The following is a 20,813-nucleotide window of genomic DNA, read 5'->3' on the forward strand; positions in this document are numbered from 1 at the left end:
ATTACATTTCCTCCTTCATTCTAGCACGTTGTCTTAATTTACCCTTAATTCCTGAAATAATCACAGGATATGAAATTGCAAAGGCTACAATAATAGCTGAAATTAATTTCATACTTGTAGCTGTAATCTCAAATGTTAAAGCTAAAGAAATAATTAAACGGTAAATAATTGAACCAATTATAGCTGCTACAATGTTCGCTTTAATGCCACGTTGTTTTACAACGCTATCTACAATTACTTCTCCTATAATAAGTGAAGCAATCCCTATAACAACCATTCCTGTTCCCATACCTGTATCTGCTGATGCTTGCTTTTGTGCAACAAGTGCCCCAGATAAAGCAACTAATGCATTAGCAATTGCAAGCCCAATAATTTTCATATGATCCACATTTATAGAAGAAGATCGCACCATATCTTCATTATCTCCTGTTGCGCGTATAGCAAGACCAACATTTGTATGTAAAAATACGCCTAATAAAATACATATTGCAACTACACCTATAACACCTATAACCATTTCTGCGTTTTGCCCACCTAAAGCTACATTTAACTTAGTAAAAATTGTTTCTTCTCCTAATAAAGATAAGTTTGGTTTTCCCATAATCATTAGATTAATAGAATATAAACCCGTCATTGTTAAAATACCTGCTAAAATAGGTTGTATTTTAAGTTTTGTTTGTAATATAGCCGTTACCATTCCGGCTAAAGTCCCTGCCCCTGCTGCTGCTAAAATGCCAAGTTCAGGACTTCCTTTCATTGTAATAATAACCGATACTACAGCTCCTAAAGTAAAGCTTCCATCTACTGTTAAATCAGGTATATCTAATATACGATATGAAATAAATAAGCCCAAAGTCAGTAACGTAAATAAGAGTCCTAATTCTACAGCTGACATTGCAATTGTTGCATTCATTTTGTCCTCTCCTTTAACCTTGATGTTTAATTTATTCTACGATTGTTGCGCCCTCTGCATTGTCTGGTGCCCCAATTGCTTTAGCTGTTGTTTTATTAATTACTTTATAGAAATGATCTAATGTAGCAACTGGTATTTCACTAATCTCTTTACCATTTAAAACGTCCGCTACCATTTCGCCTGTTTTTTGTCCTAAATCTTCGTAGTTGATTCCTACAGTTGCATATCCGCCATCTTGTACCATAGAATCAGCCCCTACATATACTGGAATGCCTGCACTTTTACCAACGCTTGAAAGTACTGGCATAGCTGAGGCAATGTTATTGTCAATAGGTACATAAATTGCATCCACTTTGCTTGCTAAAATTTCTGCTGCTTGTTGTAATTCAGTAGTTGCAGTAATTGTACTTTCTTTATAATCAAAACCATAGTCTTTTGCAATTTTTTTTGCTTCATTAATAACTGATTCAGAATTGACCTCAGCTGCTGAATATAAGAAACCAAATGTTTTAACATCTGGTGTAAGTGCTTTACAAAGTTCAAATGTTTCATCTACAGGAATAGCATCTGAAGTTCCTGTTACATTACCAGATGGACTTTCTAAACTATCTACAAGTTTAGCACCTAATGGATCTGTTACAGCTGAGAAGATAATAGGAATATCAGAAGTAGCTGCTGCCATAACTTGTGCTGATGGTGTGGCAATAGCAATAACCACATCTGTTTTTTCCCCAACAAATTTACTTGCTATAGAATTAAGATTTGATTGATCAGCTTGTGCATTTTGATAGTCAATTGTAATGTTCTCTCCATCTACAAATCCTTGTTCTTCTAATGCTTTAATTGTACTTTCCCTAATTGTATCTAAACTTGGATGCTCTACATATTGAATGATACCAACCTTCTTAGTCCCTGTTGATACTATTGTCTCTGTTGCTGGTGCTACTGTTTCTGTTGTTTTATTTTCCTCACTAGCTTCTCCACCTTGTGGCCCATTGCCGCATCCTACACTTAAACTCATCATCATACTTGCTATTAAAATCATTGCCATTTTCTTTTTCATGTTAAATCCTCCTTAATACTCTTTCCTCTTTTTATTTTCTCACTAAAATTCTTAAAGTATTTACTCTTTGATTTAACATTCTATGTGACTACCTTATAAATAAAAAAGCACCCATCCTTATTAGCCAAGGACAGATGCGTATACTCTGCGGTACCACCTTGATTAGCACAACGTGCTCATCTCTTCATAGAATGCCATCACATTCCGACCTATGATAACGCTGGTCTTGCGGTATAAGCTACTAGGTCCCACTTCAATCCATCACAGACTTTTTCACTTAACCCTCCGAGGTCCATTTGTCTAATCCGCTTTCTGTTAGGCTCCCACCAACCCTAACTCTCTGTAAGCGCGCTAATAGTTTTATTTCCTCATCAACGGTTTAAAATTTATGTTAGCGTTAGTATACTCTTTTTAATTCTATTTGTCAAAACAATTTTATAATATTTTTTAATTTTACGTTAATTAAAACCACTAAATCTAACGTTTAAACCGTATTTTTAACTCTTTTATTTTTTATCTTATGTTATACTTTATGCTTTTTAATTGCTAATTTTCATCCATTAATTAACTGCTTTTTCTTCACCAAATACTTCTATAATATGTGCTTCACTCATTTGACTACTTAATAAACTTGCTACTGGTACAGCGATACAAGAAACGAGCATTGCTAAACTTGCGATAACTGGCGCTGTAACACCTATTGGTAAAAGTCCCATATTAGCAAATACTGTGCCAACTACAACTGTTAAACCGCCTGCTATAAAACCTACCCAAGCACCAACCTTAGTTGTTTTCTTCCAGTATAGACCGAATACATATGGCCCTAAGAACATTCCTGAAATAACGCCCCAAGATAGTGACATTAAGTTTACAATCGTACTAGATTGGAAAATCGCCATAATATACGATAACCCTACGAATAATACACAGAATATGCGCATTGTACGCATTGTAGCTTTATCTGAAATTTTAGGTGCTACGAAACCTTTAATAAAGTCTATAGAAATCGTTGAACTCGATACGAGTACTAATGAAGCTAATGTAGACATTGAAGCTGATAAAATAAGCACAATGATAATTCCCATAAGCGCTGCTGGTAACGCACTTTCTAACATAAGTGGAATAATCATATCTGATGTTCCAGCATTAGGTGCTGCAATTGTTGCGCCTGGCATAACGGCTACTTTTTGAAGTATACCCGCTGCATCTGTTGTTTCTTCTAAGAAGAATAAACGTCCTAGTGAACCAGTGAAATAAGCTGAACCTCCAATAATCAATGCAAAGATTGTTGAGATAATTGTTCCCTTTTTGATAGCCGCTTCATCTTTGATTGCATAGTACTTATGAATCATTTGAGGAAGTCCCCATACACCAAAGCTTGTCATTAGAATAAGCCCTAATAAAGGTAAAAATTTGTTTCCGTCTGAAAACGGACTTGTTAAAGCTGGATCAAGTTCATGCAAAGTTTGAAATCCCATACTTAAACCACCAACGTTTGGATGATTCACTACGTAAAATACCATAAGAATACATCCTACAATCATAATAATACCTTGAATTAAATCATTAATAGCTGTAGCTACATAACCACCTAAGATTAAATAAACAGCTGTAAGTAATGCCATAAAGAAAATCGCCACATTAAAGCTAATATTAAATGAGCTTTGTAAAATATATCCTAGCCCTTTGTAAACAGAAGCTGTATAAGGTACTAAGAAAATAAACATAATGAGGGCTGCTACAAGCTTCATATTTTTGCTTTGATATCTCTTTTCAAAGAACTCTGGCATTGTCTTTGCATCTAATTTATGTGTCATTTCACGTGTACGCTTTGCAAGTACCTTCCAAGCAAGCCAGCAGCCAAAAATTGCATTACCTATTCCAATCCAAGTAATAGGTACCCCAAACTGCCATCCCTGTGCTCCCGCATAACCAATGAAAATAACAGCTGAGAAATAAGATGTACCATATGCGAATGCGCTTACCCATCCCCCCATATTTCTCCCGCCAAGGAAGAAGTCATTGGTACTCTTAACTCTTGTTTTACTATAAATCCCCACACCTATCATAATTCCTATAAACAACACCAAACACAATTCTTTCATTTCCCCATCTCCTTTTTATTATGCTAATTATTTCGTTCTCCCTTTAGCACTTTAAAGTGTGTCAGTATCCTATTACATTCATAATAATTTGTAGTTTTTTACTTGTCAATCTATTTATTAAAATTTTCTAAACAATTAGTGCTTTTTATTTGTTTCTTAATACTAAATATACAAATTGCTTATCCTTTTATATCAACTGGCCTATTTTAGGATTTCTGTGTAAAAAATAAAGCCTTAGCTTACACTTCTTATAAAAAAGTTGTAAGCTGGCTTTATTTCTAATTACGAATATTAATAATCTTTTTACAAAATCATTTAAATCTATATGCTCATAGTATCTTCTATGCTAATATTTTCTTTCTTATAGTTCTCTATAACACGTTCATATAAAGCTGCCGCAGACTCACCAAATGCCTTAGCACTAAACTTCTCTGCTCCTTCAGCTGCATTTACACTTAATCTAGCACATAATGCACCATCCTTTAAAAGCTTTCTTAAGTATGCTAAGCATTCTTCTTTAGAATTATAGGCGAAACCATTTTCGCCATCTATTAAAACCCCATTTAAACAATCATCTTGTCTGCATAAAAGTGGCAATCCACTGATTAAAGCTTCAATATAAGTTAATCCTTGTGTCTCACTGATAGAGGCACTTACAAAAATATCACCCAACTTATAATAGTTATGCACTTCCTCAATAGGAACCATGCCTGTGAAAATAACATTGTCTGTTATTTGTAATTTTTCTGCTTCTTCCTGTAATGCTTCTCTATGAGGCCCATCACCTACAATAAGCATTTTGATATCTTTATGCTCCTTAAGAATTTCTACTAGATTGGCAAGTATTTCATCTATATTCTTCTCACTACCTAATCTTCCAACTGTAATGAGTACCTTATCTTGATCACTTATCCCTAATTTTCTTCTACGTCTACTCCGTTCTTCATCGGACATTTTTTCTTGGAATCTATCCAACTTAAGACCTGTTGGAATAATTTCAATAGGTGTTTGTATACCATATTGTTCTAATGTATTTTTCGTTTTAATAGTCGGTGCGATGACCGCTTCTACATTTTTGATAATTTCCTTTGAAAATAATACAACCGCCTTATGTCCTACTACTTCATTTTTTATAAAGTAGTTTGTATAGTATTCATACATTGTATGATATGTGTGCACTATTGGAATATTTAACTTTCTTGCAATACGCTTAGCAATAAAGAACGTACAAAACTCTGTTTGTGTATGAATAATATCAGGCTGCCATTCCATAATCTCATCAATATAGCGATTACGATATACACTGTTGCTCTTGCATTCGGATAAAACCTTACCCCAAAAGAATGAATATAATATACATTACCTACTCTTCTTGAATGATGATCATTGGCTAATGCAAGGATTCTTACGTCATGCCCCAGATTAGTAAGTTCCTCATATAAGTTCATTGTTGATGTTACAACACCATTGATCATTGGTGAAAACGCATCTGTTGTTATTAATATCTTCATTATTCTCCTCCTATCCACTTTCCTACTCCAATATTACTATTTTTGTATTGTAAGAGATGAGATTCATATAGCTTGATGATGTGTTTGTCTATATATATCTTTATTGATGCCTATTAATAAAATATAACCAAAAGTGAGAAAAAACAATACATTTCTTTCGATTTATTTTTTAGTAGGGTTGATAGATAGAGGTTTTAGGTTATTTACTTCGTGTGGATAAAGGCCAGAACAAAATTTTCCTTAACCCTCCCTTTGGTCGAAGGTTAGATAAAATTTTCTTCCGGGCTTGTCTAATCAAGGGTTAACTGGGCTTTTTAAACGTTGATTGAGCTTGTGGATAAAATAAATTTTTTGAGGGTTTGCTCACCTTTGTTTTGAGTTGTAATCAGGGTTTCTGCTTTCTTGTTTTGATTTTGTAATAGGATATCAAAATTACCTTCTTCTGCTACGTATCTGTATGTGACTTTTACTTTTGTCTCTTCTTTTAAGTTGAAGCTTGTTTCACTGTTTATGTCTGAAATTTCTTTGACTGCTTTGTTCATGGTAATAAGTTGTGAGAACCGGCCGTAAAAAAGATGCTACCTAGGATAATTGCTATTACTATAATTATTTGAGTAAATTTCGGATTTATTTTCATTTTTCCCCCTAGATTGTTGAAAGTATAACTTGTCCTTTTCCTTGAATTTTATAATTCCCTGAACCAGCTGGGATAAAAATACTATCACCTTTTTTGGCTTCTAGTGTTTCTGTATCGGAATATACTTTGAGATTACCTTCTGTTACGAGAAGTGAGTGGAATGAATTTTCGTCGCAGTACATGGCAATTTCTTTTGTAATATCGAGACGTTCTACAATAAAGTATTTACATTTTGCAAGGATTCCTCTTGCGTAGCCGTCTTCTTGTTCTAAAGTATATTCAACTTTTGCGTGACTTGCTTGTTCTAAGTTTGTAACTTGAACTGCTTTGTCGATATGTAATTGCCTTGGTTTCCCATCTGCTCCTTTTCTGCCATAGTCATAAACACGATAAGTGACGTTTGAACTTTGTTGTACTTCTTCAATAAGAATTCCTTTACCAATGGCATGCATTGTGCCTGGCTGGATGAAGAATACATCGCCCTTTTTAACATCTACATAGTTTAATGATTCTGTTAGTGTATTGTTTTGAATACGTTCTTCAAATTCTTCTCTAGTCATATCTTTTCTGAAGCCATAAACAAGTTGTGCCCCTTCTTCGGCTTCTAGGATATACCACATTTCTGTTTTTCCATGATCGCCTTCATAGATTGCTGCAAATTCTTCATCTGGGTGAACCTGAACAGATAGGTTATCTCTAGCATCAATGAGTTTAATTAAAATAGGTAATTCATCACTATGCTGTGCATGATAACCGAGTATATTGCCCCCTTTTCCCTTGATATACTCAGCTAATGTTTTTCCTGCATCTGGCCCTTGTGCGATAGTACATTGACCATCTTTATGTGTTGAAAGTTCCCAGCTTTCAGCCACAATATCTAAATCACTTTTTTTGTCATATAAAGTCTTGAGCTTTGTACCGCCCCAAATATAATCTTTAAATACTGGACTTATCTTTAACATTTATATGCCTCCTACATTATTCGTGAGTTAAATGCTGGTTTTACATATCTAGTTAATATTCATTTGTCCTTATTATGTGCTTTCTAGTATTTTCTCTGTTCCCCTTCAGTCTTACTTCAAGCTTATATATGAGTTATTTAATTGTGTTTATTTGAGTATTATTTATGTATAAAAAACTGAGGGGCTCCTCTGATAGGAGTCCCTCAGCGGAACTTACTTATATATAAATATATTTATATTTTATACGTTGAGAATTTTTTTTGATTGCATCAACGAATTTTACACTTTTAGCTTCTGCATCTGCTGCATTTTCACCTACTACTGAAGCATAGATTTTTACTTTTGGTTCTGTACCAGATGGTCTGATTACGAACCAGCTATTGTCAGCTAAGATAAATTTAAGTACGTTTGATTTTGGTAAGTTAATTGTTTCTGTTGTACCTGCTACTTTATCATTTCTTGTAGATAATTTGTAGTCTTCTGCTACATTGATTGCTACACCATCAACTTCTACTGGTGGATTATTTCTAAGTGCTGTAATCATTTCAGCGATTTTTTCTTGGCCGTCTTTACCTTCCATTTGAATAGATACAAGTGCTTCTTTGTAGAATCCGTATCTTTCAAATAAGTCATTAAGTGCTTGTGCTAAGTTTTTACCTTGTGTTTTGTAGTAAAGTGCCATTTCAGCAATAAGTACTGATGCGATAACAGCATCTTTGTCTCTTACGAAACCACCTGATAAGTATCCATAACTTTCTTCAAATCCAAGTACGAATGTGTTAGAACCTGTTTGTTCGAACTCTTCGATTTTTTCACCGATATATTTGAATCCTGTTAATACATTCATTAATTGAGCGTCATAAGCTTCTGCTACTCTTGCAACCATCTCTGTTGTAACGATTGTTTTAATAAGTGTATCTTTTGGACTTAAGATGCCACCGATTTTTCTAGCATTAAGCATGTACTCTGATAAAAGTACACCAACTTGATTTCCTGTTAATACTTTGTATTCTCCACTATCTTCTTTAACGATTACACCAATACGGTCACAGTCTGGGTCTGTACCGAAGATTAAGTCTGGGCTAATTTCCTTAGCCATATCGATAGCGATTTCGAATACTTGTGCATTTTCTGGATTTGGATATGATGTTGTTGGGAAGTTACCGTCTGGTAATTCTTGTTCTTTTACAACATGTACATTTGTATATCCTAATCTTTTAAGCATTGTACGAACTGGGATATTTCCACTACCGTGAATTGGTGTATAAATGATGTTAAGTTCAGATGCTTTTTCTTTTACAAGTTCTTTATTAATAACAAGTCCTTCAACTTTTTCATAGTATGCATTGTCTACATCTGAACCAATGTATACAAGTAGTCCTTGTTTTTCAGCTTCTGCTAAGCTCATAGTTTTGATACCACCAAAGATATCTGTTTCATTAATATATCCTAATACCATGTTTGCAGCGTTGTCTGTTAATTGACCACCATCACTGCCATATACCTTGTAACCATTATATTCTTTTGGATTATGTGATGCTGTAATTACGATACCAGCTTGTGTTCCTAAATGTCTTACTGCAAATGATAACATTGGAGTTGGACGTAAGCTTTCATATAAATATACTTTTACACCGTTTGCTGCAAGAACTCTTGCTGCTTCGCTTGCAAATACATCTGATTTATTTCTAGAATCATATGCGATTGCTACACTTGGTGCATCAAATGTTGTTACTAAATATTGTGCAAGTCCTTGAGTTGCTTTACCAATAGTATAGATATTCATACGATTTGTTCCAGCAGCAATTTTACCTCTAAGCCCACCTGTTCCAAATTCTAAGTTTTTATAAAAACGATCTTCAATTTCTTTTTCATCTGTAATGTCCGATAATTCGGCCTTGACTGCTTCATCAATCATATCACTTTCTAACCATTGTTGATAACTTGCTTTGTAATCCATCTATACTTCCTCCTACAGCTTATTTATTTTTATTGCCTATATTTTATCATTAATTTTTCTAGAATGCTACTAGACAAAAATATATATTTATAAATATTTCCTATTTTATTTAATTGTATGAATTTTTTTCAGAATATAAAAAAGAATAATCCTTTTATTCAATTTAGCACATACATTTGTCTTATCCTTACGCCTCTTTATCCAATTTCTGTATGTCTTTCAACTTATTCTCTTATAGTATTAAGCTTATCAAACTATATTTTATTCATTTCCTAATATTTTTTAGTGACAATTTTAACAAACCTCCAATATATGCAACTAAAACTTTTTATGTAAAGAATCACTATGTGGGCTAATGCTAAATTTATTAAAGGGATATTCCTTATACTCTGCTGCCTATGTAGTAACTTAATGAGAACATCCTCACAATTTACCTAAATCAGCTAGTATAAGGGACATCCCCTCAATAATTGTTTAGTTATTGTTTATTTTGTTTACTTGTACTGGTGTCTTACGTAATCTGTAATAGATGCACATTGTGTTTGAATATGTTTAGAAGCTAAACTGCTTGCCAAATCTTCATCTTTGTTTTTAAGTGCTTCTAAAATTTCTAAGTGTTCTGCCTGTACAGCTTCTGCGTCTTCTGTATTTTTTAAGTAAGTAATACGATAACGATTTACTTGCTCTCTTAAATTATTGAAAATCTGAATAAGTTTATCATTTTGTGTTGCGTTAACGATGATTTCATGGAATTCTACGTCTTTTTCAATCATCATTTCCAAGTCTTTGTTTTTAGCTGCATAACTATATTCTGCAATTGCAAGTTGTAACTTTAAGAATATACGATCATCCATACGTTTACATGCAATTTTAGCCGCTAATGCTTCTAAAGCACCACGAACTTCTAACACATCTTGAATGTCCTTCTCTGTAAATTGAGCCACTTGTGCACCTTTTCTAGGTACCATTACTACAAGTCCTTCTAATTCTAATTTACGGATAGCTTCTCTGATTGGTGTACGACTTACACCAAGCTTCTCGCCTAATTGCGTTTCCATTAAACGTTCTCCTGGTTGAAGTTCTCCAGTAATGATTGCATTTCTTAATGTTTGAAATACAATATCACGTAATGGTAAATACTCATTTATTTTCATGTTGTACATATCTTCTAGCATTCTTTTACACCTCTCTTTGGGGTATCCCCTTTTCTTCTTCCACGTTTTTTCTTACGTTCGAGTTTTGAGTAAGTGGTAGTTGCATATACTTCTCTCATCCCGCACTTTACTTTAAAGTGTTTAGCAGCTCTTTGTGCGGCTTCTTTTGTATTGAATAACCCAAATACTGCTGAACCACTACCGCTCATCATTGCACCTATTGCACCTTGTGCCATGAGCCCTTGTTTAATCTCATCAATAATTGGATGCATTGGAATAGTTACTTCTTCTAATACATTAGCCATATTTTGTGCGATTTGTTGTACATCTCCTTGATGTAATGCTTGCATAACCGTTTCTGTATTTGGGTGCTTTTTAATTGTATTTATATTTAAGGTTTTATATACTAATGCTGTTGATACACTTACTGGTGGTTTAACAATCACCACATGTGTATATGGAATCGATGGTAAATTTGTAAGTTCTTCACCTATCCCTTCAGCTAACATTGTCCCTCTCAAAATGCAGAATGGTACATCTGCTCCTAATTTTAGTCCCATTTCCATCAGTTTTTGTTTTGAATAATATGTTTCATATAATCGGTTAAGCCCTACTAATGTAGCTGCTGCATCTGTACTTCCTCCTGCAAGACCAGCTGCTACTGGTATTCTTTTAGTAATTTCAATTGCTACGCCACCACGAATACCCGATTCCTCAAAAAATAACTCTGCTGCTCTATATGCAATATTTTTTTCATTAGTTGGTAACCATGAATAATTTGCTGTTAAGCGAACACCTTCTGTTCTTGTTTTACGAATTTGAATAGTATCGTATAAATTTATACTCTGCATAATCATTTGTAAATCATGATATCCATTTTCTCTTTTACCAACTACATCTAATGTTAAATTTATTTTCGCTCTCCCTTTGAGTATAATTGAGTTCATAGTTCGCTCCCTTAACCTAATTGACTTATTTGATATTATTATAAACTCTTATAAAATACAAAGTCAATGAGAATGTATTCCCTGTATACAATATCCACAAATAAGTTAAAATATACCACCCTTATCTAATATACATTTTTTTTCAACTTTAATTACGAATAAAATAAAACAAAAATAGTATGTATATATTTTATTCAACATCATCTCCATTTTATTCCTATAGTTCTATACAATTGCCCTTATATTTTTTGTCATTTGCACTAGAATACTCTTTTGCATTATCATATACTTTAGAATACTTTTTTACGTCTGCCTCTCCTTCCTTGTCTAATTTCTCAATATGTTCACCCCATTCATTTCTCATTGTATAAGTTTTTTCACCTTCTTTTAAACCTATAACATAACCATACCCGTCTTTTGCAAAATTATACATCAATTCTATATTAGTTTTATCACTATTCACTTGTCCTACCATTTTTATTTGAAAAGGGGAGATTTTTATGGTATTTTTGTCTATATCATTTGATTTTGGTACACCTATGGTTGCAATTGCTTCTACCATATTCTTTATAGTTGCTATTTTACTTTTTCCTTTTAGCACCTTTCTATACTCATATTTTTCGCATGATAACATCTTTAATTTTTTATCCGGATAGTCTGCTGCTATATATGGCGTTTGCATGATTTGGCTCATGTATTCTCTTTTATCTTTATATTGGTTATATATTCTTTTCTGATTAGCGTTTAAATTCTCTAGGTTTCCCTGTCTTATTTTCGTTTTAATTTCGTCTACTCTTAATTTATTCACTCATGCATTTATTCTCTCCCCTTCCTTATAATCTTTTCTCCTATGCCTCTTTTCTTATATCATATATTGATAATTTTTATATTCTGTTAACTGTATCTAAAAATAAAATGATGCTACACAATATAAACTGCGTAACATCACCTTATTTAAAGCATTTATAATAACCTTAAAACTTAACCTTTTTAAGGATTATTATTTTCTGACCTTCTTTGAGATTTTCTGAAACTTCGATATCATTGATATCTTGAATTTCTTTAACTGTGGTATTGAAACGTTTTGCAATTCCCCAAAGGCTATCACCTTTTCGAACTTGATAAATTGTCATACTTGGATATCTATCTAATTCCTCAGCCGTCATATCCTCTAATGTTACTTCATCTAAAACTTTGATTTCTTCCTTAGAATAAACTTCTGCTGTGCAGTCTAATAAGTAATCAAGTACAAGCTCTTTCTTAGTTTGTGCATAGAGCTTTGTATCTTTAACTGTGACATTAGGAATAACTAATACTTTATCAGAGATGTTTCTAATGTCTATTTCTTGACTAAATGGCACCACATTTACTACTGTTTCAATACTATTTATTTCATTATTTACAAGACATGTTGCACGAAGTTCTAACATACCACGAATTGTCAGCTTGTCATCTGATATAACTTTCTCTTCTACTGTTGGTTTAATTTCTACACTAAATACTTCTAAATTTTCTGTTTGGATTTCTTCAATAGAAACAGAATCTTTCTTAGGAATTGAAAGTTCACTTCTATTAAAGAGTGTCATATATTCTACCATTCTTTCACTAGCTGCTACCTTTTTACCTGGGCAGTATATATCAGAAACTAATGTTTCCTCTGAACGATTATACTTAGCATATTTAGCTGTTACTACAAACTCTGATTCAATAACACGATCTTCACCATCATAGTCAGGAGTAATCTGCATATAATCGGATTCTACACTAAGTCTACAATCCCAGTAAACTTCTTCTTCATTTTTCAGATTCTCAATAGCACCTTCAAATGGTACTCTATGATTAATAATCTGAATATTCGTTTCATCATTATTTGCTTTGTACATTGTTGTGACTTCAATAATACCATTATATTTAATTTCGCTTTCCGTACGTTTAATTTGTTCTTCTTGAATTTGAACTGATGATTTAATGATTTCTCCAATACTTGGTTTATTTTGAGCTACTGTTAAATCTTCTTTAACGATAACCTTATCTTCTTTTTCAACAGCCAAGCTAACAATTTCAACTGCCTGCTCTCTTGTTTGGATAGGTGCATCCGTCTGAACACTTGTTAAGAATAATATTTCATCGCTGCTTGTAGCATATACTTCATTTTGCATAATAGCTTTAACATTAACTTTACGTTCATTTAAAATATTATAACTAGTATATTCAATATCATATTTGAAGTCTATGCGTTGTTCTTTATCAACGCCCTCCATAATCATAAAATCATCAATAGGTATTGAACTCTTCATTGTATAAATGCAACTAGGATTATTAGGTGCTGTATATAATATGTTCACATTAATCTTTCCTCTATACATAACCTTATCTTGACTTACATCTATTTGATCCATTACTACTGAGCTGTCTAACTGCACAACATTTTGCATATCTGGTTTACCATCTGGCACGATAATATCACGTTCTTTTATTACTTGTACGCTTTCTTTTCTAGTCATGCTTTCTAATGTAACAGGCTTTCTTACAAGTTCCACTGCCATACCTTTCTTCCCCCTCCTAGAAATTTATCTACAGCCCAAACGAATTTGGACTAACTATCTCTATTTACATATATATTCTTATCTTTGGTACTTTATGCTAAAACTTTATCCTTCTAAGCCTATTCTTTAGATTCTATATTGATACATTTCATGTAAGTCTTCATTTTTTCCTTAAACTCTTCTTCACTATCTTCAAATAATGGTTTAGCTAACTCTCTATCTATTTCTTCATCTGTCATCTGTTCTATATCTAAAGGTTTAGCTTTTTCTTGTTTTAATTTAACCTCTATAACAGGCCCCCCACGCCTACATTTACCTAATGTTTCATAACCACCTAGACCATTAAACTTAGTAATAGTATTTTCTATAGCTTCTTCTATAGGCAACACTTTATTGAATGGACAATGTGCAATCTTTTCTACGATAAATACAGGGTCTAAAGCATGAATTAAAACTCTTCCTGGTGATGCCGCATAATCTGCCCCTGCTGCTAAAATCCCTTCAAAACAAGATTGACATGCCCCTGCAAAAATAACTAATGAATCTACAGTCGGCTTAATACTCCTTGCTTTCTTAACAGCATCAATAAAATAAATAGAATTCTTATACTCATTCACATCCTGAAGCGATTTATAAGACTTATTTAAAGAATCATGTCCTGTAAGTACTAAAATATCCGGTGAATATTTTTCTATAAGATATTTTATTTTTTAGGTTGTTCTGCCTCTGGTACATGTTCACCTACAACATTTAACCCTAATGTTTCATAATATTTAAGACATAAATTTAAGTAGAAAGAATCCCCATCTATATGAAGTACTGTACCAGTCTTCATTAAAGTATTCTCCTTACCTTTTGTTTCATCTGTTCTTTGTTTAATAATCATTTCTACTGTTTGTTGGATTTTATTCATAGTATCCGTTTCTTTATTAGTAAATCGCATACCATCTGCTAAGATTAAATCTCCTATTGGCGCATCAGCTATAACACGATAAGAAATCCCCTTGAGTCTGGCCGTTTGATTAGGTGATATATAGGTTATGCGAAACAAAATGTCTTTATTATATGATTGACGAACCACATAATCTCCTATGTTAAACATAAATTTGCACCTCTTTTAGGTATTTTATTATTATACTTATTACAAAAAATCTCGTCCTATTCTAAGAATAAGCAAAATAAAAAAGAAAGACTAAACATATTAATTCATGCTTAGTCTTTCTTTCTGCTTTTTACTCATTTTGTGTTAATACATATAAGAATCCTGTTTGAGCATCACTGCCATCTAAGATAATACTTGTGCTGTATACTTCGTATCCTTCTTTTTCTAATAGGATACTATAGCTTCCTAATGTTAAAGTAGCTTTATATGGCGTTGTTCCTTTATTAACACCATTAATATATACTTTTGCACCTACTGGATCTGTAGAAATATCTATTGTTCTTGTCTCTCCTGTTGCTGCTGTATTATTAGCTTCTCCTTTTGATGTGGAAGAAGTATTACTATTTGTTCCATTATTCTGATCAGTCGAGTCGTTTGAAGTAGTATCTTCTTTATTTTCCTCTTCTTCAGGTTTATCATTTTTCAGAACGACTTTAATCGTTTGATTAGGTTTATTTAGCACCACTTGTTTTGACCAAGGTTTATAGTCTTTAGCTGTAATTTTAAATGTATAAATGTCTTGTGGTAATGATATTTTCTCATCTTTAGTGTAAGTTTTATTGTTTATATTTATTGTATAATCTTCTACATCTGAATTAGCCATAACTATATTTACATTAGTATATGCTCTATCCACACTATTTAATGAAAGCTCATAAACTTCTCCTGGTGCAATCTCCACTTCTTCAATCATATCATTGTAACCTTTAATACTAACAACTATCTTATGTTTACCAGCTGTTACTTCAATAGGCATTGTTAATTCGCTTAAAGGAATCATCTTATTAATATCTAATTCTAATCGTCCATTATGATCTGGAATATTTATAACTTTAATACTTCCTGATAACCTTTCAACATAAATGCTAAGGATTTTATTATCAATCCCTTTTACAGTTACAATATCATAAGCACTAATGTCTTCTATTTTAACATCTTCTCCTTTTGCATTTAATATGACAATGTTTTTATCATATGTATAGGCTCTATCAAATAATTTTACTTTTTGTGCTTCTTTACTTACCTTAAGACCATTCACCTTTTCTTTAATCCAAGCCTTATTAGATTTACTAATTGAAAGGATACATTCTTTATTTTCTTCATAAACAACTTCTACAATATCTCCTTTTTGAATAGAAGAAACAGGAATTGTCCTACCATAAGCATCCGCAAACTTAGTTGTACGATCAATAGTTTTCACAAATTCTACTGAGTTTTCTATATCCATTGCACTAATGCCAGTTTCCGTTATATCAGTAACTACTGCAAGTATCGTTGTGGTATATTCCACATTTTCTAAGGTTTCTTCTTTTTTTAAGCAGCTTTCTTGAATTGTATCTTTTATATCATGCCCCATATAATGCTTAATTCCCATAAACATAGCCATCATTAAAATGATGAATCCCACTACAGCTGAAGCCATCATACTTATTACAAAACTCTTATTATTCCTCTTCACTCTAGCCCTCCTTTTAGCACATTCAATATTCTTCTTATTTACCTTAATTTTAACCACTTCCATTCAAAAGTCAATAAATCTAAATATGCAAATAAGGTGTTGCTAATCTTACTTGCAACACCTCAACCTTTACCATGTACTTATTAACCTAGCTGTTGTCAATTGCTTATCCTTATAGACAAGCATATTTTCCCATTTTTGTTCAAACATACTGTAATTCCAACGTCTCTTTGAACTAATGTACTTGTAACAAATACTATTATATTTTTCAGGATAAATCATCATAAACTTAAGCAACCTAAATTCATTTTCCGATAATGTTCTAATACTATTATATGCATCAATTAAATCATATAATATCTTATTGTCCCAATCATTCTTTTGCATAATCTTCGCTAAAATATGAGCTAAATCTAAAATCTGAATGTCATAACCACATAAATCAATTTGGCTAATTATGTATGTGTCCATGTCTGTCTTATTAACTGTATGATACGTGTAATCTTTATGTGCAATTAACCGTTTTGCCTTAACTTCTTCAATGAGCTTTTCTACCACCTCATAATTAATGATCTCTAGTGCCATTTCTTCTAATTTACGATACTCCTCAACGCTATCCAAAAACATAATTTCAAAATTTGATTTTTGCTTAAGTGATAACATGTTTTTCTTAAGCTTTGCATTTTCGCTCATACGTTTGCAATAATACTCATAAATATTTTTAATTCTTACCGTATTTACATCTCTCGTTTTACTCTCTACCCTTCTGCAAGCTTTATGGAAACGGGCTAACACTAATATCGTCTCTCTAAGGTCCTTCAAGTCTTTGAAATCCGTTTCATCACAGTTTACATGTTCCTGCATAATGTAACACTGACCATTGGCCATTGCAAAAGGACTTTTCTTCTTAGTAGTGAAGATAGCATTGATTTCCTCAAATCCATTATCTTTCAGATGGGTGTCGACCTCGTAATCAAATAATATCTGCTCTCTAGGCAAGTCTACCTTTCTAAGCATAAATTTCCCACGATTTGTGTCTAAATAGTAGTTACTGCGTATATATTGTAATTTCTTCACACTAATGTCGTACTGTGCTAACAACTCCCTATTTACTGGTCGCACAACGTTCTCCCCCCATCCCGCACTTTTTATTTTAATAACATTAAGTTAATTCTCGTCTTCTTATTTATATGTGTATATAGGCTAAAAAATATCTACTTTAATAAAAAATATAGTCTACCATTTTTTTACATATAATATTTGCTATATAAACATATTTTATAGGGTTTCATATTATGACTTGTGTGATATAATTACACTTGTTATGTATTAATATTTTAAAAGTAAGAAGGTATGGGTAATGAAACGAAAAGGTTGGCTTATTCCTATCCTCGTATTTGTTGTATCTTTCGTCTGTCTCATTTTTTATCAACAAAGACAAGACAGTACTGCTTTCGCTGATACAACGAATATGACACCTATACTTTGGTCAAAATCAGCAGCTGATATTACCAAAGTTGTTTACAAACATTCTGGTCAGCAGTTAACAGCTGATCGCAAAAATGACAAATGGTTCATTTCAGAACCTATTCAAGCTCAAGGTGATGCCCTTTATATCTACAACGTGATTTCAGCTTTCAAAGAACCTCTATTTGAGGAAGTCATTGAAACATCACCAACTAATCTAGAGCTTTATGGTATTAATAAACGTTCTTCTTCTATTACAATGTATGACAATGAAGGTAATGAATATATTCTTGTTAAAGGTAATACTATAAATTCTTTAACAGATTATGTTTATGCACCCCTATCTGACACTGTCTATACAATCTCTCATAGTGCTTTTACAGCATTAAAAACAGATGTAAATAGTTGGAGAAATAAGGACTTACTTAACTTTAGTGAGGACACTATCAAAAAAATTAAACTTACTTTAGGTGGTCAAACCCACATTATTACACCAGAGTATGCAGGGACAGAGCCTCAAACTCAACTGTTCTTTAAAGCTCAAAATCTAAATACCGCTACTGTTACTAACTTCATTTCCTATCTATCAAGTAGCAAAATCCAAAAATTTATTACAAACAATCCTGATGCAGCTATTTTAGATGCTTATGGTTTCAATAAACCATCTCTTAAAATAACTATCACACTTAATGATGGTTCAACTTCTAGTTTAACCATGGGCAATGTAATAAAAGATGAAAATATATGTTATATCAAACGTGATGATTCAAATAGCATCTTTGGTATTACATATTTTGATTTATCTCAGCTTAAAGTAACCCCTACAGCTCAAATAACAAATGTAGAAAAGGTTAATAATAGCTCACAGGAAACAACTACTTCAGCTATTAATAATTAGGTCACTAGATGAGAATTTTAATAATAAAATAAGCTCTCCTTATGATAAACAGTCTTTATTACTGTCTACTATAAAAGAGAGCTTATTTTTATGTCTTATTTTAACTGTGCTACCTGTATAATACCTTGTACAAACATTATAACCACAAGCACAACTAATTCTATAAACCAATATCCTATGACTATACATGGAATAAATAATAAGAATCTTACTTTCCCTTTTACTGTTTAAATAATAAAAAGCTTACAATACATATAGGTACAGCAAGTATACTCAAGAAGAAATTTGCTTGGTCACCATATGTAAATGGCAACATTGCATCTGGATTCATGACCGTATTCATGCCACAAATAAGCATTCTAATTAAAATAATCGCTATGCCTAAAATACCTACACTATACAAACTTATTAAAATCTGCTTTTTATTCATTGTCACTTTAGATTTCCTCTTCCCCATAAAATCCTACTATATTACATTTTAGCGTATTCAGTATGACAATATTTAATTAAAAGTTCACGTTCATTTTCTTCAGGATTTTTGATAACCTTTTCTAGTACTTTATCTAATAAATCACCAATGGCCTTTCCTCTTGGAATGCCTGATTCAATGAGATCTTGTCCCGTAATAGCAAGCATTGCCTTATTATATGGTTCATTGTTTATAATAATCTCATCTTTAATCTTACGTTGAAGTTTAATGCCTTCTAACTTAGGTGTTAACATCTCTAGATTTTGTGCTTTTACATCACTTTCTTGAACTAAAAGTAATAAATCAAATAACTCTGGTCCAATTTGTGTTAGAATGTTTTTCACTAACACTTTATCCATTTGATGTTTGATATAATAATCATGGAATAAGATTAATAAACTAATTGATTTAATTGAGTTATTATCCATTTTAAGATCTCTTAATACATGTTTTGCAATCTCCGCTGATTTAACTGGGTGATTGAAGAAATGATCAATACCTTTAGCATCAGTTGTTCTCGTTGAAACCTTACCAATATCATGTAAAAGTAATGTTAAACGTAATATTACATCTGACATTGAATTTTGCATTGCCACGATTGTATGTTGCGCCACATTGTAAATGTGATGTGGGTTATTTTGTGGTACTTCATAAGTTGGGATAAATTCCGGAATAATGTATTCTAAAAGGTCTAATTCATGAAGCTTATTAATGTATTCTGGTCTAGGTGAAATACAAATTTTAAGAAATTCATCACGAATACGTTCCTTGCTAATATGTCTCAGTAAATCTCTACATTCACAAATACCCTCTATTGTTTCATCTTCTATTTCAAAACCTAATTGAGCTGCAAATCTTACAGCACGTAATATTCTAAGGGCATCTTCTGTAAAACGTTCTACAGCATTTCTTACTGAGCGAATACATCCTCTCTGAATATCTTTCATTCCTTCATATGGATCTACGAATCCTCTTTCTGGGTGATATGCAATGGCATTCATTGTGAAGTCACGTCTTGATAAATCTAATGCAATATCCTCTACAAAACTTACATTTTCAGGATGTCTAAAATCTTTGTAATCACTTTCGATACGGTAAGTTGTTACTTCGAAATGTTCTTTATTTAAAATAACTGTAACTGTACCATGTTTAATCCCTGTATCATATGTTCTCTTAAAAACTTTTTTAATCTCCTCAGGTTTTGCTGACGTTGTAATATCCCAGTCATTAGGCTCTCTTTGCATTAATAAATCTCTTACACAGCCCCCAACGATATACGCTTCATATCCAGCATCTTCGATACAGCGAATAATCTCTAAAGCATCCTGTGGGATTTTATTATTGTATTCTTTGTACATCTCTTTCTCCTTATTTTTATATCTATACTCAAATGTCTCATACTATTTTAAATCTCAATGCTTAATCATTTAAACTAAGTATTGACCTTTATATGCTTAATTATATCATAAAGGACTTTTTCATGGGTTTTATTTTCCTTACAAAGAAAGAGTGCCACAAATTATAATTTAGTGGCACTCTTTCTTAGTTCTAGTATTTTAA

The 20,813-nt window shown here is 32.4% G+C and carries 16 protein-coding genes and 2 pseudogenes; 1 reads left to right on the plus strand and 17 read right to left on the minus strand.

Annotated features, from left to right (window positions below):
- Position 1 precedes the first annotated feature (1 nt).
- The 15 genes and pseudogenes from JCM14822_RS10125 to JCM14822_RS10200 all read right to left on the minus strand — a co-directional run bounded on the left by JCM14822_RS10125 (position 2) and on the right by JCM14822_RS10200 (position 17,541).
- Complete coding sequence (locus tag JCM14822_RS10125; protein ID WP_054742061.1) at positions 2–913, minus strand: ABC transporter permease; 912 nt, start codon at positions 911–913, stop codon at positions 2–4.
- A 31-nt stretch (positions 914–944) separates the two neighbouring features.
- Positions 945–1,976, minus strand: a complete 1,032-nt coding sequence (locus JCM14822_RS10130) for an ABC transporter substrate-binding protein (RefSeq protein WP_054742062.1) — start codon at positions 1,974–1,976, stop codon at positions 945–947.
- A gap of 560 nt (positions 1,977–2,536) precedes the next feature.
- Positions 2,537–4,081 carry a sodium/proline symporter gene (locus JCM14822_RS10135; protein ID WP_054742063.1) on the minus strand — a complete coding sequence of 515 codons (1,545 nt, stop codon included), beginning with the start codon at positions 4,079–4,081 and terminating at the stop codon, positions 2,537–2,539.
- A 321-nt stretch (positions 4,082–4,402) separates the two neighbouring features.
- Positions 4,403–5,035 (minus strand): glycosyltransferase, encoded by a 633-nt coding sequence (locus JCM14822_RS10140; protein ID WP_408606196.1) that lies wholly within the window; start codon positions 5,033–5,035, stop codon positions 4,403–4,405.
- Between the two features lie 72 nt (positions 5,036–5,107).
- Positions 5,108–5,592 (minus strand): annotated as a pseudogene (locus JCM14822_RS20265) (glycosyltransferase); the annotation flags it as partial.
- Positions 5,593–5,906: 314 nt separating this feature from the next.
- Positions 5,907–6,134, minus strand: coding sequence for a hypothetical protein (locus JCM14822_RS10150; RefSeq protein ID WP_054742066.1), 228 nt, complete (start codon positions 6,132–6,134; stop codon positions 5,907–5,909).
- Between the two features lie 103 nt (positions 6,135–6,237).
- Positions 6,238–7,191: a type I phosphomannose isomerase catalytic subunit gene (locus JCM14822_RS10155; protein ID WP_054742068.1), complete on the minus strand. Its 954-nt coding sequence runs from the start codon at positions 7,189–7,191 to the stop codon at positions 6,238–6,240.
- Between the two features lie 217 nt (positions 7,192–7,408).
- Entirely contained in the window at positions 7,409–9,151 is a 1,743-nt protein-coding gene (locus JCM14822_RS10160) for a phospho-sugar mutase (RefSeq protein WP_054742070.1), read from the minus strand.
- A gap of 494 nt (positions 9,152–9,645) precedes the next feature.
- Entirely contained in the window at positions 9,646–10,326 is a 681-nt protein-coding gene (locus JCM14822_RS10165; protein WP_054742072.1) for a GntR family transcriptional regulator, read from the minus strand.
- Positions 10,320–11,252: a 4-(cytidine 5'-diphospho)-2-C-methyl-D-erythritol kinase gene (gene ispE, locus JCM14822_RS10170; protein ID WP_054742074.1), complete on the minus strand. Its 933-nt coding sequence runs from the start codon at positions 11,250–11,252 to the stop codon at positions 10,320–10,322. Before ispE ends, JCM14822_RS10165 begins: the two co-directional genes overlap by 7 nt.
- A gap of 217 nt (positions 11,253–11,469) precedes the next feature.
- The gene (locus tag JCM14822_RS10175) at positions 11,470–12,060 is read right to left on the minus strand and encodes a hypothetical protein (RefSeq protein WP_054742076.1); all 591 of its coding nucleotides are present in this window, start codon (positions 12,058–12,060) and stop codon (positions 11,470–11,472) included.
- Between the two features lie 166 nt (positions 12,061–12,226).
- Positions 12,227–13,798 carry a DUF3794 and LysM peptidoglycan-binding domain-containing protein gene (locus JCM14822_RS10180; protein ID WP_054742078.1) on the minus strand — a complete coding sequence of 524 codons (1,572 nt, stop codon included), beginning with the start codon at positions 13,796–13,798 and terminating at the stop codon, positions 12,227–12,229.
- A 119-nt stretch (positions 13,799–13,917) separates the two neighbouring features.
- A pseudogene (yabG, locus tag JCM14822_RS24995) lies at positions 13,918–14,900 on the minus strand (sporulation peptidase YabG).
- A gap of 130 nt (positions 14,901–15,030) precedes the next feature.
- The gene (locus tag JCM14822_RS10195; protein WP_054742084.1) at positions 15,031–16,419 is read right to left on the minus strand and encodes a PEGA domain-containing protein; all 1,389 of its coding nucleotides are present in this window, start codon (positions 16,417–16,419) and stop codon (positions 15,031–15,033) included.
- Between the two features lie 129 nt (positions 16,420–16,548).
- Complete coding sequence (locus tag JCM14822_RS10200) at positions 16,549–17,541, minus strand: CotS family spore coat protein (protein WP_054742086.1); 993 nt, start codon at positions 17,539–17,541, stop codon at positions 16,549–16,551.
- Positions 17,542–17,779: 238 nt separating this feature from the next.
- On the opposite strand from JCM14822_RS10200, the gene JCM14822_RS10205 reads away from it, so the two are divergent.
- The gene (locus tag JCM14822_RS10205) at positions 17,780–18,784 is read left to right on the plus strand and encodes a DUF4340 domain-containing protein (protein WP_054742088.1); all 1,005 of its coding nucleotides are present in this window, start codon (positions 17,780–17,782) and stop codon (positions 18,782–18,784) included.
- Positions 18,785–19,004: 220 nt separating this feature from the next.
- Here the strand turns inward: JCM14822_RS10205 and JCM14822_RS10210 are convergent, their stop codons facing one another.
- Positions 19,005–19,241 (minus strand): hypothetical protein, encoded by a 237-nt coding sequence (locus tag JCM14822_RS10210; RefSeq protein WP_157047716.1) that lies wholly within the window; start codon positions 19,239–19,241, stop codon positions 19,005–19,007.
- Between the two features lie 14 nt (positions 19,242–19,255).
- Positions 19,256–20,611, minus strand: coding sequence for a CCA tRNA nucleotidyltransferase (locus JCM14822_RS10215; protein ID WP_054742092.1), 1,356 nt, complete (start codon positions 20,609–20,611; stop codon positions 19,256–19,258).
- Positions 20,612–20,813 lie beyond the last annotated feature (202 nt).

Origin of the sequence: Cellulosilyticum ruminicola JCM 14822, assembly GCF_001311925.1 — a bacterium.
In the GTDB taxonomy this organism is placed as follows: domain Bacteria; phylum Bacillota; class Clostridia; order Lachnospirales; family Cellulosilyticaceae; genus Cellulosilyticum; species Cellulosilyticum ruminicola.

Excerpts from the sequence above, each read along its gene's own strand:
- JCM14822_RS10165 (WP_054742072.1), bottom strand. The coding sequence starts at position 10,326 with ATGCTAGAAGATATGTACAACATGAAAATAAATGAGTATTTACCATTA.
- JCM14822_RS10180 (WP_054742078.1), bottom strand. The coding sequence starts at position 13,798 with ATGGCAGTGGAACTTGTAAGAAAGCCTGTTACATTAGAAAGCATGACT.
- JCM14822_RS10130 (WP_054742062.1), bottom strand. The coding sequence starts at position 1,976 with ATGAAAAAGAAAATGGCAATGATTTTAATAGCAAGTATGATGATGAGT.
- JCM14822_RS10125 (WP_054742061.1), bottom strand. The coding sequence starts at position 913 with ATGAATGCAACAATTGCAATGTCAGCTGTAGAATTAGGACTCTTATTT.
- JCM14822_RS10155 (WP_054742068.1), bottom strand. The coding sequence starts at position 7,191 with ATGTTAAAGATAAGTCCAGTATTTAAAGATTATATTTGGGGCGGTACA.
- JCM14822_RS10210 (WP_157047716.1), bottom strand. The coding sequence starts at position 19,241 with ATGGGGAAGAGGAAATCTAAAGTGACAATGAATAAAAAGCAGATTTTA.
- JCM14822_RS10135 (WP_054742063.1), bottom strand. The coding sequence starts at position 4,081 with ATGAAAGAATTGTGTTTGGTGTTGTTTATAGGAATTATGATAGGTGTG.
- JCM14822_RS10215 (WP_054742092.1), bottom strand. The coding sequence starts at position 20,611 with ATGTACAAAGAATACAATAATAAAATCCCACAGGATGCTTTAGAGATT.
- JCM14822_RS10160 (WP_054742070.1), bottom strand. The coding sequence starts at position 9,151 with ATGGATTACAAAGCAAGTTATCAACAATGGTTAGAAAGTGATATGATT.
- JCM14822_RS10140 (WP_408606196.1), bottom strand. The coding sequence starts at position 5,035 with ATGTCCGATGAAGAACGGAGTAGACGTAGAAGAAAATTAGGGATAAGT.
- JCM14822_RS10205 (WP_054742088.1), top strand. The coding sequence starts at position 17,780 with ATGAAACGAAAAGGTTGGCTTATTCCTATCCTCGTATTTGTTGTATCT.
- ispE (WP_054742074.1), bottom strand. The coding sequence starts at position 11,252 with ATGAACTCAATTATACTCAAAGGGAGAGCGAAAATAAATTTAACATTA.
- JCM14822_RS10150 (WP_054742066.1), bottom strand. The coding sequence starts at position 6,134 with ATGAACAAAGCAGTCAAAGAAATTTCAGACATAAACAGTGAAACAAGC.